This is a genomic window from Bacillus sp. ISL-78 (assembly GCF_018613455.1).
Lineage (GTDB): Bacteria > Bacillota > Bacilli > Bacillales > DSM-1321 > Peribacillus > Peribacillus frigoritolerans.
In genome coordinates this window covers 1-15,194 of the sequence record NZ_JAGGQC010000007.1, presented here as the reverse complement: position 1 = coordinate 15,194, position 15,194 = coordinate 1, and the positions used below count along the sequence as shown (strand labels likewise).

Genomic DNA, 15,194 nt, shown 5'->3' with positions numbered 1-15,194 from the left:
GCGCGTTGGCAATGCTCTTTTTTCTATCCTTTCAGTTCCTCGTATTTTTTGGCCAGAGCTTTCTGGACGACACTTGGCACTAGTTCGGAAATATCCCCGCCATACTTCGCTACCTCTTTCACGATACTTGAACTCAAGAAAGAATATTGATTTTTCGTCATGATAAAGAATGACTCTATTTTATTGTTAAGGAATCGGTTCATCGAAGTTCCCTGCATTTCATATTCAAAGTCGGAAGTCGCCCTCAATCCCCTGATGATGGCATTCGCGGAAACGCTTTCAGCATAGTCGACCGTCAATCCCTGATAGAAATCCACTTTAACATTCGGCATATGGGCAGTCGCTTCAGTAATCAGTTCCAGTCTCTCCTCCACTGTAAAAAGAGAATTTTTCGCTGAATTGTTCACGATGACCACATATACCTCATCAAAAACATTCGCCCCCCTCTGAATGATATCAAGATGACCAAATGTTATTGGATCAAAACTCCCCGGACAAATCGCTATTTTGGACATTCATAGTTCCCCCTGTTCGTGTACGTTTCCCCATTGATAAATCGTAACGGCAATGACGCCATAAACTTCTTTTCTCTTAACGGTAAAGTCACCAACTTTTTCTGGCAAAGTAACATCATGGCCATGCTCACAAACAATGTATCCCATATCGTTCAGCAATCGGTATTTATGTATTTCTTCAAGAATCTCGACTAGCTTTTGTTTCTTATAAGGTGGATCAAGAAAAATCAATTCAAAAGTCATTTCCCTTTTCACCAAAGCCTTTAATGCACGTTCTGAATCATTTTTATAAACTTCTGCGCGGTCTGAAAACTTGCATAGTTCCAAATTAGCCTTAACCGTTTGATTTGCTTTAAAATCCCGGTCGACAAATATGGCTTTATCCATGCCTCTGCTTAACGCTTCAATTCCCAGTCCACCGCTTCCGGCAAACAAGTCGAGGACCAGCCCTCCTTCGAAATAAGGACCAATCATGTTGAAAATGGATTCCTTGACTTTATCAGTAGTCGGCCGGGTTCCTGTACCCGGTACAGCCTTAAGTGGTCTTCCTTTGCAAATTCCGGAAACGACCCTCATCATTCTCACCACATTTTATGACAAATTTCTGTTACTTTCCTATCCTAACATATTAGAAAAAGCTAGCCAATATTTAAACCCAATTGCCTTCATTTCCATGATGAAAAGAGCATATCATTTCGTACCCTGGATTGAAGATATCCATTCTTTTTATAAATCTTTTACATCTTGAATAATAAAGTGGTTTTTGGCAATAATGTGAATAACAACATTCCTTTTTAGGTGTTGTTGCCAACCGCGGAGAAGGCTTACGTTTCCCCATAAGCTCTTCCTCCGGTTTCTCCTCTCCCTTTGCCTTCTGGTCCTTAGTTAGACATAGAAGGACCCTGCATATTTTTGCAGGGCTTTTTTTATTGATAAACCACTTATTTCCAATTTTCTTTGTCATCATTCGCCAATGAAGTTGTCCTTCTCTTTTATGAGGGATAATGATAAAGTAATGAATAATAAGTTAGTTAGGAGAGGTTTAATTGATTCAACGTTTTATTGAAATTGGACAAGGATATTCCGATATATATGAGTTGCTGGAAGTAGGCCGCAATCAGAAACATCGAGTTGCAAGGCTATTGGCCATGCATACTACTATAATCGATAAAAAGGTAACGTCATTGGTCATCGTCATGGAGCCCACAGATCCCGGGAAATTCCAGCCGCTCTACATTTGCCGTGAAGGTATCCCTAACCCACATGCCACCAAAAACAAACGCTATGAGCTTTTTGAGAACTTGGCTGAGGAACTGGATAGGCCAATTATTGAAATCGACGTGAAACCTTCGGTGCTCTTTGCAGAAATCGAGTTGTACTACCAGCACTTAATCGGCATTTTGCGAATGAATAGATATCTGCCGCCATTAGGCTAAAAGATGTTGCTGCCCCGAAAATGAAAAAGCTGACTCCGCATGAGTCAGCTTTTTTCAAATTCCCATTTTATAATCATATTCTTTCGCTTTATCCGGTTTGGAGTTTTCGAACTCCACCTTCAAAAAAGGCTTGTAAGAAAGGTCCACCTTTTTAACGAACGAATAATTATTCAGCTTTTCCACCAGTGGTTCCACTTCATCCATATTCGTATAAAGCACGACATATTTCAACTTTTTTGAAACATAATGGATATTCCCAAATTTCCTAAGCATTTTGGCTTGTTTCAATGTATGTAAATAGACGATGATTCCCTGTCTCGCTCCAAGCATATCAATAACTCCCTTTTATAAAGGTTTTAACTAAGTGTAGCATAGCAGAATCTTTACTTTCAACCAAGAAAAAAAGATTATAAACAAAATTCTCTTACTATTATGAATATATATACTGTGAAGGGAGCCAACAAACGATGGATTTAAACCAAATTTGGCATCAATTTATTGATCATCTATTAGCTAATGATGAAATTACCCAAGCTTCGATAAAAAAGTTCACGGGAATCCCCTTTTTATATATCCATTATCATCCAGCATCAAATGATGATGATAAGCTTTCTCTCTTAATAAAAAAAGCCGCAAGCCTTTCAATGCGTGGCAAGCAGCTTCATTGTGAAACCATTTTCGTACGGCAGGAAGAACATTTATATGTATTCCGGCATCGTTTTTATGTGCCCCTGCAAAAGATGTTTTGCTGCGGGAACCTTTGTCCAGATTGTATTTTATATCGCAGTTAATCGCGTTTTGCCACGTATACGGAATATGTACAATGAAAGTTCATGCATCGGTTCATGACCATGTCTCGGCGAGGTTCCAAACAAGACACAGCCACCGAACTCCGTAGTAATGTCGAATTTCGATGGCTGCATGTTCCTGAATGTTCCCCATTTGGCCATTACCTTAAGCGGAACACCCGCAACTTCCCCCGGTTCCGCAGCTTCCCGTCGAACATCCGCCGGATGAAACAAAAAATGGATTCCCAGCCGGTGTTTTGACCTGTTCAGAAACCGCTCGGCCAATTCTTCCGCTTATTTCATCAAGAACGGATTGCAATTCGGTCTCCGCCCGCTTAAACCTTGCAACGGCAGGATGCAAATCCATGTCTCGTTTAGCTTGCCTCGTTTCTAAATTGATGCGTTTATAATCCGGATGATATTTACCGAACCTTTGAACATCTTCAAATAGATCCTTGAGCGAAGTAAACTTGGAAATAATCCGCTGGGCCTCTTTGTCGTTTTGTAATTTATATAAACTAAGGAGGTATTCTTCTCCTATTTCAGAATGAAGGATCATTTCAGCTAATCCATCAGCCTGATGTAAAATGTCGATGATTTCCATAGTAGCAAGCATTAACAAGCTCACCTCCACAACCATTTTACCATTTCTACCTTTTAGATGCTAATGGTTTGATTAAATCGAGGAAGTGATATGTACCTCAATCTCTTTTTGCAGCCCTGTTCTTTCACCTGCACCGTTCAAAATCTCCAGCTTTATTTTATGCATGCCATTCGGGACATCCTTTACGATAAATGCTGCCGTTTTCATATCTACTTTCTTTTTATTATCAATAAATACCGACACAGTTGCCAATTGTTCGGGATTTGATTCAGAAAAACCATAGTTTTTCAAGTAGCACTCAACATAGACGGAGTTGCCTTTTACAAATGTTTTTACCCGAAAGTCCTCATCTGAGTTTTGGATGCTCGATACAGTGGTGGCAGCCTCTAGTGTAGAAACACCTTGTATGGCTACTCCTGAGTTCTCAGGTTCAGGTATTTTCTTGCCACAACCCGTGGCTGCCATCAACACTGTTAGAGCCAATATCAACTTTCTCATTCCATCGTCCCCCTTTTGCCTTTATTGTTCGCCAAAAGGAGTAATTTACTCTTATTTTCTTCATTCACTTGGAGCATTCATCGCTTGAAACATATGAAGCATCATTGAGGCAACCTGAACGCTTTCCGAAAATTTAGAGACCCGATGTGGAATAGACTTCTCAAAATAATATTTCGCTTCGGTTTCAAACACATCCACTTCATGTGGATTACGCATTAATCTTTTGTACCATGCAGGCTGAACCCTCAAATAATTTCGCATATCTTCGTTTGTTTGAATGAATTCATATATATTCTGGCGCATGAAAAACCCTCCTTAATCTTTGGTGAATAAAAAAGGGTTAGCTCTCTGCTCTTTTTCTTTGGGGGGAGGACTGGTATCACCTGATTTATTCCCTTGGAAAGCAGATAGCACTCCTTGGATTGCACCGATGGCTTGATTGGCATTCGTAATATATTGTTGAATCTGCCCCATATCCATGTTTTTAACGGCACTCATTAACGAACCGATCAACTCAGTGCTTTGGTCTCCCTTTTCAACCGGCGGTGATGGAGATCCTGTATTCTCTTTGGGCTCACCCACACTGCCGTCAGCCTGCCAGCGTGGATGATCTTCTCCGAGTAAATACCACTCTTCAAAAAGTTCCTGCCATGTTGCTTGATTGCTTCTCACTTCATTCACTAAATGAGGATGTTCCTTTACAAACTCCCGAAATCCATCCACGGAGGGCCGCTTTCTTTTTGCCATTACTCTTCACCTCACACTTAGACATCGCCTATTGCACCATATGCTAAAGGTAGAAAAAAAGTGCATAAATTCCTTTTCAAATTAATGGACGTGACTGTGAAATCCAAATTCGTTATATAAAAAACTCCATTGGCAAACGGTCCCCATCGAGGGGAATGCAAATGGTTGGGACTTTTTCAATTTGAAAATATGATCTACAACAAGAAAACGGACCCAAACCGGGTCCATTTTGTTATCTCTTTATGAAATTCTGGGTGTAATACTTTTTATATACCCCGACGCCCAGACCTGTAAATTCCTCGTTCAGCAACGCATCCCGATGCCCTTTGCTATTTAGCCAACCTTCCATGACTGCAGCTGCATCCACATAGTGGGCCGCTATATTTTCACCGGCCGCCCTATATTTCACATGACCTGCATCAAGACGATTTTCCAAATCCCCCTTTGTTTCAGAAACATGGGTTCCTTCAGGGGTGTCCTTCATTTCCCGGCTATGAAGGTAAGCAACCTCCGCAGTAGCGGCATCCCATTCTAAAGGCTTCAAATCAAATCTGCTGCGCATGATATTCGTAATATCGAATATTTGCTGCTCATTTCCATCTTCCACTTTCGCCATGTCCTCATCTGAAAGGTCCTTAACTGTCACAAGTTCACCATGATAGGTCAACTCATACGGCTGTTGTTTCAATAAGGCAGAATCATTCAAAAACCGGATGCTTGAAACAGTTCCGGTGAATTTATCCAAATAAAGCTGAACATTAATATTCCCTAAATCAATTAATGGCCTCATGTTCATATCTTCCTCCGACAATTCAAAACGATAGGAATTGTGGCCAACTTCAATATCAACAGTAGGTTCCACATATAAACTGGAATAGATGGCATCAATCGATTGTCCAATTTTAAAAGGAGCGACATTGACCTCATCACCGATTCCATAAGCAGATACCACTTTTTCATTTTCAACGGCTAATTGGAAATAATTATTATAGTCCTTTTTATAAACCCACCATTCATATCCATAGGCAGACAAATCAATTCGATCCGGCTTACCATATTCCTTTTCTATCTCTTTTGCATTTTTCCCGATCGTTACTGCCAGACCTTCCGTCACTTCAGTAACCCCTACCTTTTCTGGAGAAGTGTTTTTTTCATTTATTTGTCCATTGGGGTTAACACCTTTATTACCATCAATAAGAGGGTTTCCTTCCTCTTCATCGCCGATATTAAGATAAATACCGATTACGAAAAAAATAATGATCAACACCAACACCTTACCTAAACTGCGCAGAGGAACACTCCCTCTCTCTATCTAATTTATGTATCCAATGCAAAAACCTTTCTTTCCTGATTATATCACTGTTCAATCATAATTTTCTAATTTACGATAGACTGTCCCTTCATTAAACTTATTTTAAAAATGGAACTTTTGCGAATGATTAAAATACCATGGTGGAGTTCATTGCAACTTCCACCATTTCGTACTATTATAAAATATAGGATAAAATGGTATATTATAAACATACTTGGAGATTTTCAATATATTTCATGTACATAATATTTTCCCGGTATGTCATTTTAATTCTCAATAGTAAACATAGGAGGTACTACTCGTGAAATTTGAAAGCTTTGGAATCGAAAACATCACAGCCGACTTAAACCGACTAGATGACCTAATGCCGCAATATGGTTTAATACGAGCAGAACAATGGGATTACGAAAGAGTCAGTTATGATCGTAAGTTCGAATTAAAAGAAGGCACGTTTTACCTGAGAATACTTGGCTATGCTACAGAGGGCGATGTTGGCGCTCACAGGGCCGTCATCAAGTTAATGGTTCCTCTATTAGGAAAACACTATTATCCACACGGAGTTGAATATGGTGAAGGAGAGGATTTCCCTCCATCACTAGTTAAACAAAGTGAAAAAATCCTCGCTCAAATCAAAGAAGAACTTACACAATTCAACGGCCTGTAAAAGCCGTTAGCGAAAAGTGGGAACAAAGAGAGAGGGTCATGTGTGATGCTCTCTTTTTTGTATCCAATACAAAAGCCTGATGCTTTTTTATGCACCAGGCTTTTTCGTCATTTTAAAATCCTAGAATCGCCTTTATTAAAGATGTTGTTTCGCCGCCATGATAAATCACATAAAGCAAAATGTAAACTGCCACTCCAGTAATCCCAGTGAAAAACCAAATGATGCTAGTGGCCGGACCGATTTTTTTATGAATGGCAAATTTACCTTTAAACCCGGTGGTGAGCATGATGATCCCCAAAACAGCTCCAGTTGTTGCAAGCGTAATATGGAAAACCAAAAAAATCGTATAATAAATTTTTATGTCATCGGGTCCGCCAAAAGACGTACTACCAATGAAGACCGTCCGAGAAAGATATATAGTGAAAAAGATCACCGCAAAAATCGCAGCTGCCATCATGGTTTTTTTATGGGTTTCGATTTTGCGCTGTTTAATTTGATACCAGCCTATTGCAACAGTGATGGCACTTAATACAATGAAGGCTGTACTTATCGTTGGAAGGATTGGTAAAGACATATGAAATGTAGTCCTCTCTATATTTATTAATCAACTACCATTTTATAAGAGGCAATCATAAAATTCAATAAAATCAAGGAATATTAACAGAATGCTCACTTTTAAGGAATACTCAAGTCAAATCACTGGCTATTTGCTTTAATTCGAAAATCAGGAAAAGTCAGATAAAAGACTTGTCCGCCCCAAGACAAGTCTTTTATCGTACAATTATTCTACAGTCTGAAAATCCGAAGGTATCGGATCGATATCATTTTGGCCGCCATTCTCCTTTTTGAACCAAGCAAAGAAAATGACACCCAATACATAGCCTAATACGATTTCTTGAATCACTTTCATCAGAACCCCGCCAAGCTGTTGATCCTCAAGCAATGGCAGTCCATTGAACATTTCCGGACCGCTGAGCGTTAAACCGGATAATGCGGAAGCCGGAACGCAAAGTTCCATGGCACTGGCCCAAGATTCCGCATTGGTGAATGTATCATACATCGGATCATTAGCAAATATGATTAAAGCACAGGCAGGGGTCATTAGAATGCCACTGCCGAATATATAAGCTACTTTTTTCACACCTGATAGACTTTCACGTTCGGGCAGTTGATTGACAAGCGGGAACCACATCAAAACAGCGGTCGTGAATAAAAGGACCGTGTATCCGGCATGAATCCACATCCCCGTTTTGATAAAGTCGAACACTAACGGGATATGGTACAACGAGAAAAGAACATTAAATAGTAAAAGGGCGATAAGAGGTCTCGTGAAAAACTGAAATACCGGCTTCACTCCCCTTGAATTTATGAGTGTTCTCATAAGCCAATCTGGAATCGCAATGATAAATAATGGCGGAATCACGAGATAGAGAAGTGCCATTTGAAACATGTGGGCACTGAACATGATATGGCTCAATAAATCCAGCGGCGATCCTTTTACCACATAAAGAAGGAACATGGCTATCAAAAAATAAGTTGCCTGTTTGATGGAAAGCGATGAGCTGCCCGGAAACTTCCCCCTTTTTTTTGTCACCATCCAAAAATAGCCAACGGTAATAAGTACGAGGGCGGCAAAATAATAAGGACTCCACAAAGCTCGAAATCCGAAAATATCAATAGACAAAAAATCACCTCGTTCATGAGCTTTTTCTTACTTTCATTATACCTAAAATGAAACATTGTAACAAATATAGATAAACTTGGATGAAAACCACCACATAAAGAAAAACCGGCTATCATTCAATAGCCGATTTCTTTATGGTTTATATCCAAACAATCGTTAGGAACACAAGGACCGTTATCAAGCCTACTGCAAGGCCGGAAAATAAGAACAACGCTATGGTGCCATGCCCTTTATGCTTCATGTGCATGAAATAATATAATTGAAAAATCACTTGTACAACTGCCAGCAGCAAAATGACCGGTTTAATGAACCAATGTGAAAAACCCTCAATTCCTACTGCAGCAAAAGCAAGTAATGTAAAGAAAATCATAAGTGTAAATGATATCACTTGGTGTTTCATCTCTTCAGCATTTTTCTTACGGCGATATTTTAAATCGACATTCGGGTTCGCTGAATTTGATTGTTCATTCGCCATCAGTTATCCCACCATTCCCATTAAGTATACGACAGTAAAGATAAATACCCAGACTACGTCAATGAAATGCCAATATAGACTCGCAACAAAAAATTTAGGAGCGTTATACAAATTCAAGCCCCTTCCTGCGTTTCGAACCATAAGAGATATGATCCAAACCAAACCGAAAGCAACGTGCCCTCCATGAAAACCAACTAACGTATAAAACGCGGAGCCGAAGGCACTGCTCGTAAAGGTATGATGGAATTCATGGACATAGTGATTAAACTCATAAATCTCGAGTCCAAGAAAACCAAAACCAAGTGCAACCGTAATCACAAGCCAAGCCTGCATTTGTTTAAAGTGGTTATTTTTCATATGGTACATCGCATACACACTGGTCAAAGAACTGGTCAATAACAGCATGGTTGCCACAAATGTCAGTGGTAATTCGAATAAATCTTTAGCTAGGGCTGCATCACCATTTGGAACTTTATCCTTCAATGCTAGGTAAGTTGCAAATAGTGAGGCGAATAATACAGTCTCTCCACCAAGAAACAACCAGAAACCTAAATACTTATTTTTACCTTCTAAAGTCGCTTTCTCGGGAGAAGCAGGCCAAGTGGCATCCGTGAATCTTTCATCTGTTTGCATTATGCCTTACCTCCCTTGTCTTTATCGTCCATAAGGTCCGCTTTATGAATATGGTATCCATGATCGTCTTTAACTGAACGGATAAACATTGAACCAAATGTCACCAAAAGTCCAACTATCATTATAGGCAGGGTCCATGTCTTATCATCCATATGGTATAAAGCACCGAATGCGGCGATAAATAAACCTGAAGCAATCGTTAATGGAAGAATGGATGAATTCGGCATATGGATATCCCCCAGTGGTTCTGCAGGAGTCATTTCCTTCTTCCCTTCCATTTTTTCAACCCAGTAAGGATCTAATCCGCGGACTAACGGCAGTTGTTTGAAATTATAAAAAGGCGGTGGTGATGGAATGGCCCATTCTAGCGTACGGCCATCTCCCCAAGGATCATTGCCGACCTTTTCATTCTTCACAGATGTAATGATGATATTGATGACCATAACCAAGACACCAAATGCCATCAAAAAGGCTCCCACAGTACTAATCATATTACCTGTATTAAAGCCTTGATCGTCCAAGAATGTAAATACGCGACGAGGCATCCCCATCAAACCTAAGAAATGTTGAATGAAGAATGTTAAATGGAAACCGATCAAGAACGTCCAAAATGTGATTTGCCCCAATTTTTCGCTTAACATTGTTCCAAACATCTTCGGCCAATAGAAATTGATCCCTGCCAATAAACCTAATACAACCCCACCGACGATTACATAGTGGAAATGGGCAACAACGAAATAACTATCATGGTATTGATAATCAGCAGGTGCAGATGCGAGCATGATACCGGTCACGCCGCCCATTGTAAATGTAGGAATGAAGGCAACTGCATAAAGCATCGGAACCGTGAACTTGACGCTTCCTCCCCACATCGTAAAAATCCAGTTGAATATCTTAATACCTGTCGGTACAGCGATAGCCATGGTCGCCACGGCAAAGATTGCATTTGCGATCGGACCTAGACCAGTGGTAAACATATGGTGCGCCCAAACCATGAAACCTAAGAAACCGATTAAAACGGTTGCAAATACCATCGATGAATAACCAAACAATCTTTTTCTGGAGAAGGTAGCGAAAATTTCGGAAAAGATACCGAACGCTGGAAGAATCAGGATATACACTTCCGGGTGACCGAATATCCAGAATAAATGCTCCCAAATGATCGTATTTCCCCCTGCCGCTACATCAAAGAAATTCGCACCAAACATCCGATCGAACATCATTAACACCAATCCTACGGTAAGCGGAGGAAAAGCGAATAATATCAATGCAGAAACAACGAAAGTTGACCAGGTAAACAGCGGCATACGCATATATGTCATACCTGGCGCACGCATATTAATGATGGTTACTAGGAAATTGATCCCTGCCATTAGTGTCCCAAAACCTGATATTTGTAGTCCAAGGACGTAAAAATCAATGCCATGGCCTTCGGAGTGAAGGGATAGTGATGCATACGATGTCCAGCCTGCATCGGGAGCCCCCCCTAAAAACCAGGAAAGATTTAAAAAGACTCCCCCAAAGAAAAACAGCCAAAAACCTAATGAGTTCAAAAATGGGAACGCAACATCACGTGCCCCTATCTGTAATGGCACAACCGCATTCATAACAGCAAACACCAATGGCATTGCCGCCAGGAATATCATTGTCGTACCGTGCATGGTCAAAATTTCATTATAAAATCCGGCACTAACGAAGTCATTATTTGGGATTGCAAGCTGGATACGGATAAACATCGCTTCCAAACCGCCGATTACAAAGAATAACCCGCCAGAGATAAGATATAGAATGGCGATTTTCTTATGGTCTACCGTCGTCAGATAATCCCAAAGCGTAGCGCCAAATCCTTTTTTATTAGCGTAGGTACTCACGATTTAACCTCCTTAATCAATGTTCTATTTGTCTTCCACCTTAAGCTCTAATAGATAAGCTGCCAGTGCATTAATATCTGAATCCGAAAGTTCACCGTAAGTACCGGTCATCGTGTTGCCCGGTTTATACTTCTCAGGATCCTTGATCCATTTCTTCACATTCTCTTCCGTATGATCCAATACGCCAGCAACTTTTTCACGCTCACCGAATGTAGCCAGATTCGGAGCCTGACGAGCAGCTTCAGGCCTGCTGTCATTCGGTGTCACCGCATGGCAGCCTATACAACTTTGATTAAAGACATCTTCACCCTGTTTGGCCAGATCGCCTTCAACGACAGGTTCCTTCGAGGCTTTCATATCTTTAGTCCATGCTTCAAAATCACTTTTAGACTTCGTTATGACCTTAAAATCCATCAAAGCATGTGAAGGACCGCAAAGCTCAGCACATTTTCCGTAGAATAAGTTGTTCGAATCTTCTGCCTTTTCACCATCGAATTCTAAGAAAAACTGATTGACCCCTTCTGTATTTGTATCCATCTTCCCTCCGACGGACGGTACCCAGAATGAGTGCTTAACATCTGAAGCAGTTAGATTGAAGTACACTTTTCGATCTGTCGGCACAACCAAATCCTGACTTGTTACGACGCCAAGGTCTGGATATTCAAACTCCCACCAATAAAGGTTTGCCCTAACATTCACGACAAGTGCATCCTTCGTCTTTCCATCCTTATCTTTCTTATCCATTGCCTTTGTGTCGGCTAAGTCAAAAGTCGTGACGACGGTTGGAACAGCCAGAACAATTAAAAGAAGGATAGGAATAACAGTCCAGATAATTTCGAGTTTATGACTTCCTTCAATTTGTTTTGGTATTGTTTCGTCGCCTTCCTTCCGACGGAAGCGTAGTATAACTACAACGAACAAAATAATCACAACAATAATGACCAGTACCATGATTAGTGTACTCAATATCAGTAAGTCATACTGAGATTGCGCAACATCGCCAGCTGGCTTCAGCGCGGATAGAAATGGTTCGCCGCAGCCCGAAAGGACAAGTCCTACAATGCCCAGCAGAGCAATTAGGCGCCATTTGTGCAGCCTTTTTTTCATAGCTTCAGAAACCCCTCTTTCGTCAAAATTTTCTCACAAAAATAAAAATGGGCGCAATTGCGAATATTCTCTCTATGTCAATTTCTAAAAAGAAAGAATCCCTAATCTAAGGAATTATCAAGTTGTTTCATGTAACCGCTCTTATGTATGCCCCTGTTGGTTCCGTTAATATGTATGAATGGCGGTCAGTGCTTTATTTATCAGTAAACTGGAGCCTGTAAAAGAACAGGCCGCCAGTTAATTTAAACCAAAACTAGATCAGTGTGACAATAACCATCGCTACAAATAAAATGGTCATATAATTTAAAGAATATACAAACATGGATGTTGCCCATTTAACATCGTCTTTCTTTTTATACCCCTTAATTCCCAAAATAAGCCAACCTGTACTCAATAATGCAGCAAGAATAACTAGCGGTGTTCCTAATGGAGTTAAAAAGAAAGGAATGAACATTAAACAGATGATCCATAGCATAATCGATCTTTTTGCAGCCTTGAACCCTTTTACGACCGGAAGCATAGGTACTCCAGCTGCACGATATTCTTCGACACGCCTCATTGCAAGTGCATAAAAATGAGGAGGCTGCCACAAGAACATGATCGCGAACAGGACCCAGGCGATCTTATCAAGGCCCGGGTCGACCGCAGCCCACCCGATAAGCGGAGGCACCGCTCCGGATATACTGCCTATTATCGTATTCGAGACAAATCTACGTTTAAAAACCATAGTATATAAAACAACATAGGCGAAAACGCCGAATGCACCCAGTATGGCAGTTGTCATATTAGTCAATGCAAGTAAAATCAGCCCTGCAGCAATTAAGCCGAAACTTAACGCCAATACCTTTGAAGGCTGTACTTTCCCAGTTACCGTTGGACGGTTTTTCGTTCTTTCCATTAAATGATCGATATCACGGTCATAATAATTATTGAAACTGCAAGATCCCGCCATTATGAGCGCCGAACCTGCAAGTGTATAAAACACTACATCCAGATTGCTTAAGAAGCTAAGCCCCGAAAAATGAAGAGCTAACCACACGCCGGTAAAAGCTGTAATTATATTTGAATTGACGATCCCCACTTTTATAAGTGCGAGAAAATCCTTCCAAGCTGTTGTTTCAGGTATATCCGATTGAAGGGCGGCTTTACTGTCCTCCATGACAGCTTCTGACAAACCCCTTGTTTCTGACATTTGTTTTCCTCCTTTAAATCATTCAGCACAGACGCAAATGCAAAAAAATACTTACATATGCTATAGAACATTATTTCATACTTTTTGATATTTGTAACCAAGGAAGCGTAAACAAAAAGTAAATTATTTACCAATGACTGTCGTCAATGGAATCCATCGAGAGCTATCATTCTTAATATCATGCTTAATAACAGTAAAATTTAGTAAAATCATTTCTTCAATATATTAAAACACATTTTTGGAAGCTTTTGTGAAAATTTTTCGGATATTTTTTGACCAATTTGTGTCTCAATAATTTACTGCTCTTGTAAGATGTTCATCAAGAACATGAATAGTATGCTATTATCATCATCCCCTAGGCGCACTATCCCTATTTTGCTCCTACTTGAAGGTTTACACTCCCTTTATTTCTATCAAAGTCTTTTGTAACTTTCAACTATTTCAGGCATTTTAATTAATAGTTATAATATTAACTGAACTTGTAAAATCATTCTATTTTGTGTAATATCGAGGAAGTTCGACAAATATTATGAAAAATCTTATGCTATTATTAATTTTTATGGAACAATCCTAATTTGCTACAGAGAAAAAGGTGGGACTACTAGTGAAATCGTCTCTTAAATGGTTTGCTGTTTTAACAACGATTGTAATGCTTTTCATCTTACTTGGCGGAGCTTTAGTCACGAAGACGGATTCCGGCATGGGATGCGGCAGGTCCTGGCCATTGTGCAATGGCCAATTGATCCCGGACAAAATCACGATTGAATTGGTCATTGAACTTTCCCATCGTCTCGTTTCAGGTGCTGGAGGATTCTTGGTTTTAATTTTATCGTATATGTCTTGGAAAAAAATCGGCCATATCCGTGAAGCACGTTTCTTATCCGTCCTTTCTTTTGGTTTTCTGTTACTACAAGGGTTGATCGGGGCCGCTGCCGTCATTTGGTCACAATCCGATTTTGTCCTTGCCCTTCATTTCGGCATATCGCTCATTTCCTTTGCTGCCGTCTTTTTACTGACATTGTTGATTTTTGAAGTAGACAAGAAGTTCGAAGCCGAAAAACTCATAGTTGACAAACGAATGAAATTCCATATCATTGGCGTATTGATTTTTTGTCTCGTAGTCGTATATACTGGTGCTCTTGTAAGGCATACGGAATCAAGTCTTATCTGTAAGGATTGGCCATTATGTGTAAATGACAGTCTTGCACTCCCCTCCAACCTTTATGAATGGATTCAGATGGGACACCGTGCAATCGCAGGCGCCATTTTCATTTGGGTATCATATGTGGCTTATATCGCAAAAAAACATTATAAAAATCAAAAAGTGTTATATGGCGGTTGGATGGCTGCATTCATTCTCGTATTTTTACAGGTTACCGCTGGAGCCTTTATCATTTTCTCAAGGCAAAACTTATATATCGCATTGACACACGCATTATTCATTGCCTGCTTTTTTGGTGTAATGAGCTATTTGATGCTATTGTCATCAAGAAGCAAAAAAAATGCACGGGCCAAGCAAAAAAGAAACTCCACGCACACAGTCAAAGGACAGGATGAAAAGGATATAACACCAACAGTACCCGCCCGTTAAAGTCTGATTGTTCAATCAATAATATAATAGGACAAAACAAAAGCCACCATTCCCTTGGGAATGGTGGCTTTTGTTTT

Annotated in this window: 19 protein-coding genes; 4 read left to right on the top strand and 15 right to left on the bottom strand. The window is 40.1% G+C overall.

Going from position 1 to position 15,194, the window contains the following annotated elements:
- Nucleotides 1-23: 23 nt before the first annotated feature.
- Nucleotides 24-515 carry a pantetheine-phosphate adenylyltransferase gene (gene coaD / locus J7I96_RS08795; protein WP_034313942.1) on the bottom strand — a complete coding sequence of 164 codons (492 nt, stop codon included), beginning with the start codon at nt 513-515 and terminating at the stop codon, nt 24-26.
- Entirely contained in the window at nt 516-1,091 is a 576-nt protein-coding gene (rsmD, locus tag J7I96_RS08790; RefSeq protein ID WP_034313946.1) for a 16S rRNA (guanine(966)-N(2))-methyltransferase RsmD, read from the bottom strand.
- Between the two features lie 470 nt (nt 1,092-1,561).
- Here rsmD and J7I96_RS08785 point away from each other — a divergent pair, with 470 nt between their 5' ends.
- Nucleotides 1,562-1,951: a DUF7147 family protein gene (locus J7I96_RS08785; protein ID WP_214768654.1), complete on the top strand. Its 390-nt coding sequence runs from the start codon at nt 1,562-1,564 to the stop codon at nt 1,949-1,951.
- A gap of 54 nt (nt 1,952-2,005) precedes the next feature.
- Here J7I96_RS08785 and J7I96_RS08780 read toward each other — a convergent pair whose 3' ends face one another.
- Nucleotides 2,006-2,281: a YlbG family protein gene (locus J7I96_RS08780; RefSeq protein WP_048684554.1), complete on the bottom strand. Its 276-nt coding sequence runs from the start codon at nt 2,279-2,281 to the stop codon at nt 2,006-2,008.
- A 137-nt stretch (nt 2,282-2,418) separates the two neighbouring features.
- On the opposite strand from J7I96_RS08780, the gene J7I96_RS08775 reads away from it, so the two are divergent.
- Entirely contained in the window at nt 2,419-2,742 is a 324-nt protein-coding gene (locus tag J7I96_RS08775; protein WP_214768656.1) for a hypothetical protein, read from the top strand.
- 163 nt (nt 2,743-2,905) lie between these two features.
- Here J7I96_RS08775 and J7I96_RS08770 read toward each other — a convergent pair whose 3' ends face one another.
- The 5 genes from J7I96_RS08770 to J7I96_RS08750 all read right to left on the bottom strand — a co-directional run bounded on the left by J7I96_RS08770 (nt 2,906) and on the right by J7I96_RS08750 (nt 5,855).
- Entirely contained in the window at nt 2,906-3,355 is a 450-nt protein-coding gene (locus J7I96_RS08770) for a YlbF/YmcA family competence regulator (RefSeq protein WP_214768662.1), read from the bottom strand.
- Nucleotides 3,356-3,415: 60 nt separating this feature from the next.
- Nucleotides 3,416-3,841 carry a hypothetical protein gene (locus J7I96_RS08765; RefSeq protein ID WP_214768664.1) on the bottom strand — a complete coding sequence of 142 codons (426 nt, stop codon included), beginning with the start codon at nt 3,839-3,841 and terminating at the stop codon, nt 3,416-3,418.
- A gap of 60 nt (nt 3,842-3,901) precedes the next feature.
- A complete protein-coding gene (locus J7I96_RS08760; RefSeq protein WP_034313959.1) occupies nt 3,902-4,144 on the bottom strand; it encodes a YlbE-like family protein in 243 nt (80 codons plus the stop codon).
- Nucleotides 4,145-4,156: 12 nt separating this feature from the next.
- Nucleotides 4,157-4,588, bottom strand: coding sequence for a YlbD family protein (locus tag J7I96_RS08755; protein WP_214768666.1), 432 nt, complete (start codon nt 4,586-4,588; stop codon nt 4,157-4,159).
- Between the two features lie 232 nt (nt 4,589-4,820).
- Nucleotides 4,821-5,855 (bottom strand): CAP domain-containing protein, encoded by a 1,035-nt coding sequence (locus tag J7I96_RS08750; RefSeq protein ID WP_311315181.1) that lies wholly within the window; start codon nt 5,853-5,855, stop codon nt 4,821-4,823.
- Nucleotides 5,856-6,201: 346 nt separating this feature from the next.
- On the opposite strand from J7I96_RS08750, the gene J7I96_RS08745 reads away from it, so the two are divergent.
- Nucleotides 6,202-6,564, top strand: coding sequence for a YugN family protein (locus tag J7I96_RS08745; protein ID WP_214768669.1), 363 nt, complete (start codon nt 6,202-6,204; stop codon nt 6,562-6,564).
- Between the two features lie 112 nt (nt 6,565-6,676).
- Here the strand turns inward: J7I96_RS08745 and J7I96_RS08740 are convergent, their stop codons facing one another.
- The 7 genes from J7I96_RS08740 to cyoE form a co-directional block, all read right to left on the bottom strand.
- The gene (locus tag J7I96_RS08740; protein ID WP_034313975.1) at nt 6,677-7,138 is read right to left on the bottom strand and encodes a DUF420 domain-containing protein; all 462 of its coding nucleotides are present in this window, start codon (nt 7,136-7,138) and stop codon (nt 6,677-6,679) included.
- Nucleotides 7,139-7,345: 207 nt separating this feature from the next.
- Nucleotides 7,346-8,248, bottom strand: coding sequence for a cytochrome c oxidase assembly factor CtaG (ctaG, locus tag J7I96_RS08735; RefSeq protein WP_214768671.1), 903 nt, complete (start codon nt 8,246-8,248; stop codon nt 7,346-7,348).
- 139 nt (nt 8,249-8,387) lie between these two features.
- Nucleotides 8,388-8,723, bottom strand: a complete 336-nt coding sequence (gene ctaF, locus J7I96_RS08730) for a cytochrome c oxidase subunit IVB (RefSeq protein WP_034313978.1) — start codon at nt 8,721-8,723, stop codon at nt 8,388-8,390.
- Nucleotides 8,724-8,726: 3 nt separating this feature from the next.
- Nucleotides 8,727-9,356 (bottom strand): cytochrome (ubi)quinol oxidase subunit III, encoded by a 630-nt coding sequence (locus tag J7I96_RS08725; protein WP_034313980.1) that lies wholly within the window; start codon nt 9,354-9,356, stop codon nt 8,727-8,729.
- On the bottom strand, nt 9,356-11,227 hold the full coding sequence (ctaD, locus tag J7I96_RS08720; RefSeq protein ID WP_106027286.1) for a cytochrome c oxidase subunit I: 1,872 nt from the start codon (nt 11,225-11,227) through the stop codon (nt 9,356-9,358). The genes J7I96_RS08725 and ctaD overlap by 1 nt, the downstream gene beginning before the upstream one ends.
- Before the next feature lie 24 nt (nt 11,228-11,251).
- Nucleotides 11,252-12,334, bottom strand: a complete 1,083-nt coding sequence (coxB, locus tag J7I96_RS08715) for a cytochrome c oxidase subunit II (RefSeq protein ID WP_214768672.1) — start codon at nt 12,332-12,334, stop codon at nt 11,252-11,254.
- A 253-nt stretch (nt 12,335-12,587) separates the two neighbouring features.
- Nucleotides 12,588-13,526, bottom strand: coding sequence for a heme o synthase (gene cyoE, locus J7I96_RS08710; protein WP_034313989.1), 939 nt, complete (start codon nt 13,524-13,526; stop codon nt 12,588-12,590).
- Between the two features lie 604 nt (nt 13,527-14,130).
- Between cyoE and J7I96_RS08705 the strand changes: the two genes are divergently transcribed.
- Nucleotides 14,131-15,117 (top strand): COX15/CtaA family protein, encoded by a 987-nt coding sequence (locus J7I96_RS08705; RefSeq protein ID WP_214768676.1) that lies wholly within the window; start codon nt 14,131-14,133, stop codon nt 15,115-15,117.
- The last annotated feature ends 77 nt before the right edge of the window (nt 15,118-15,194 follow it).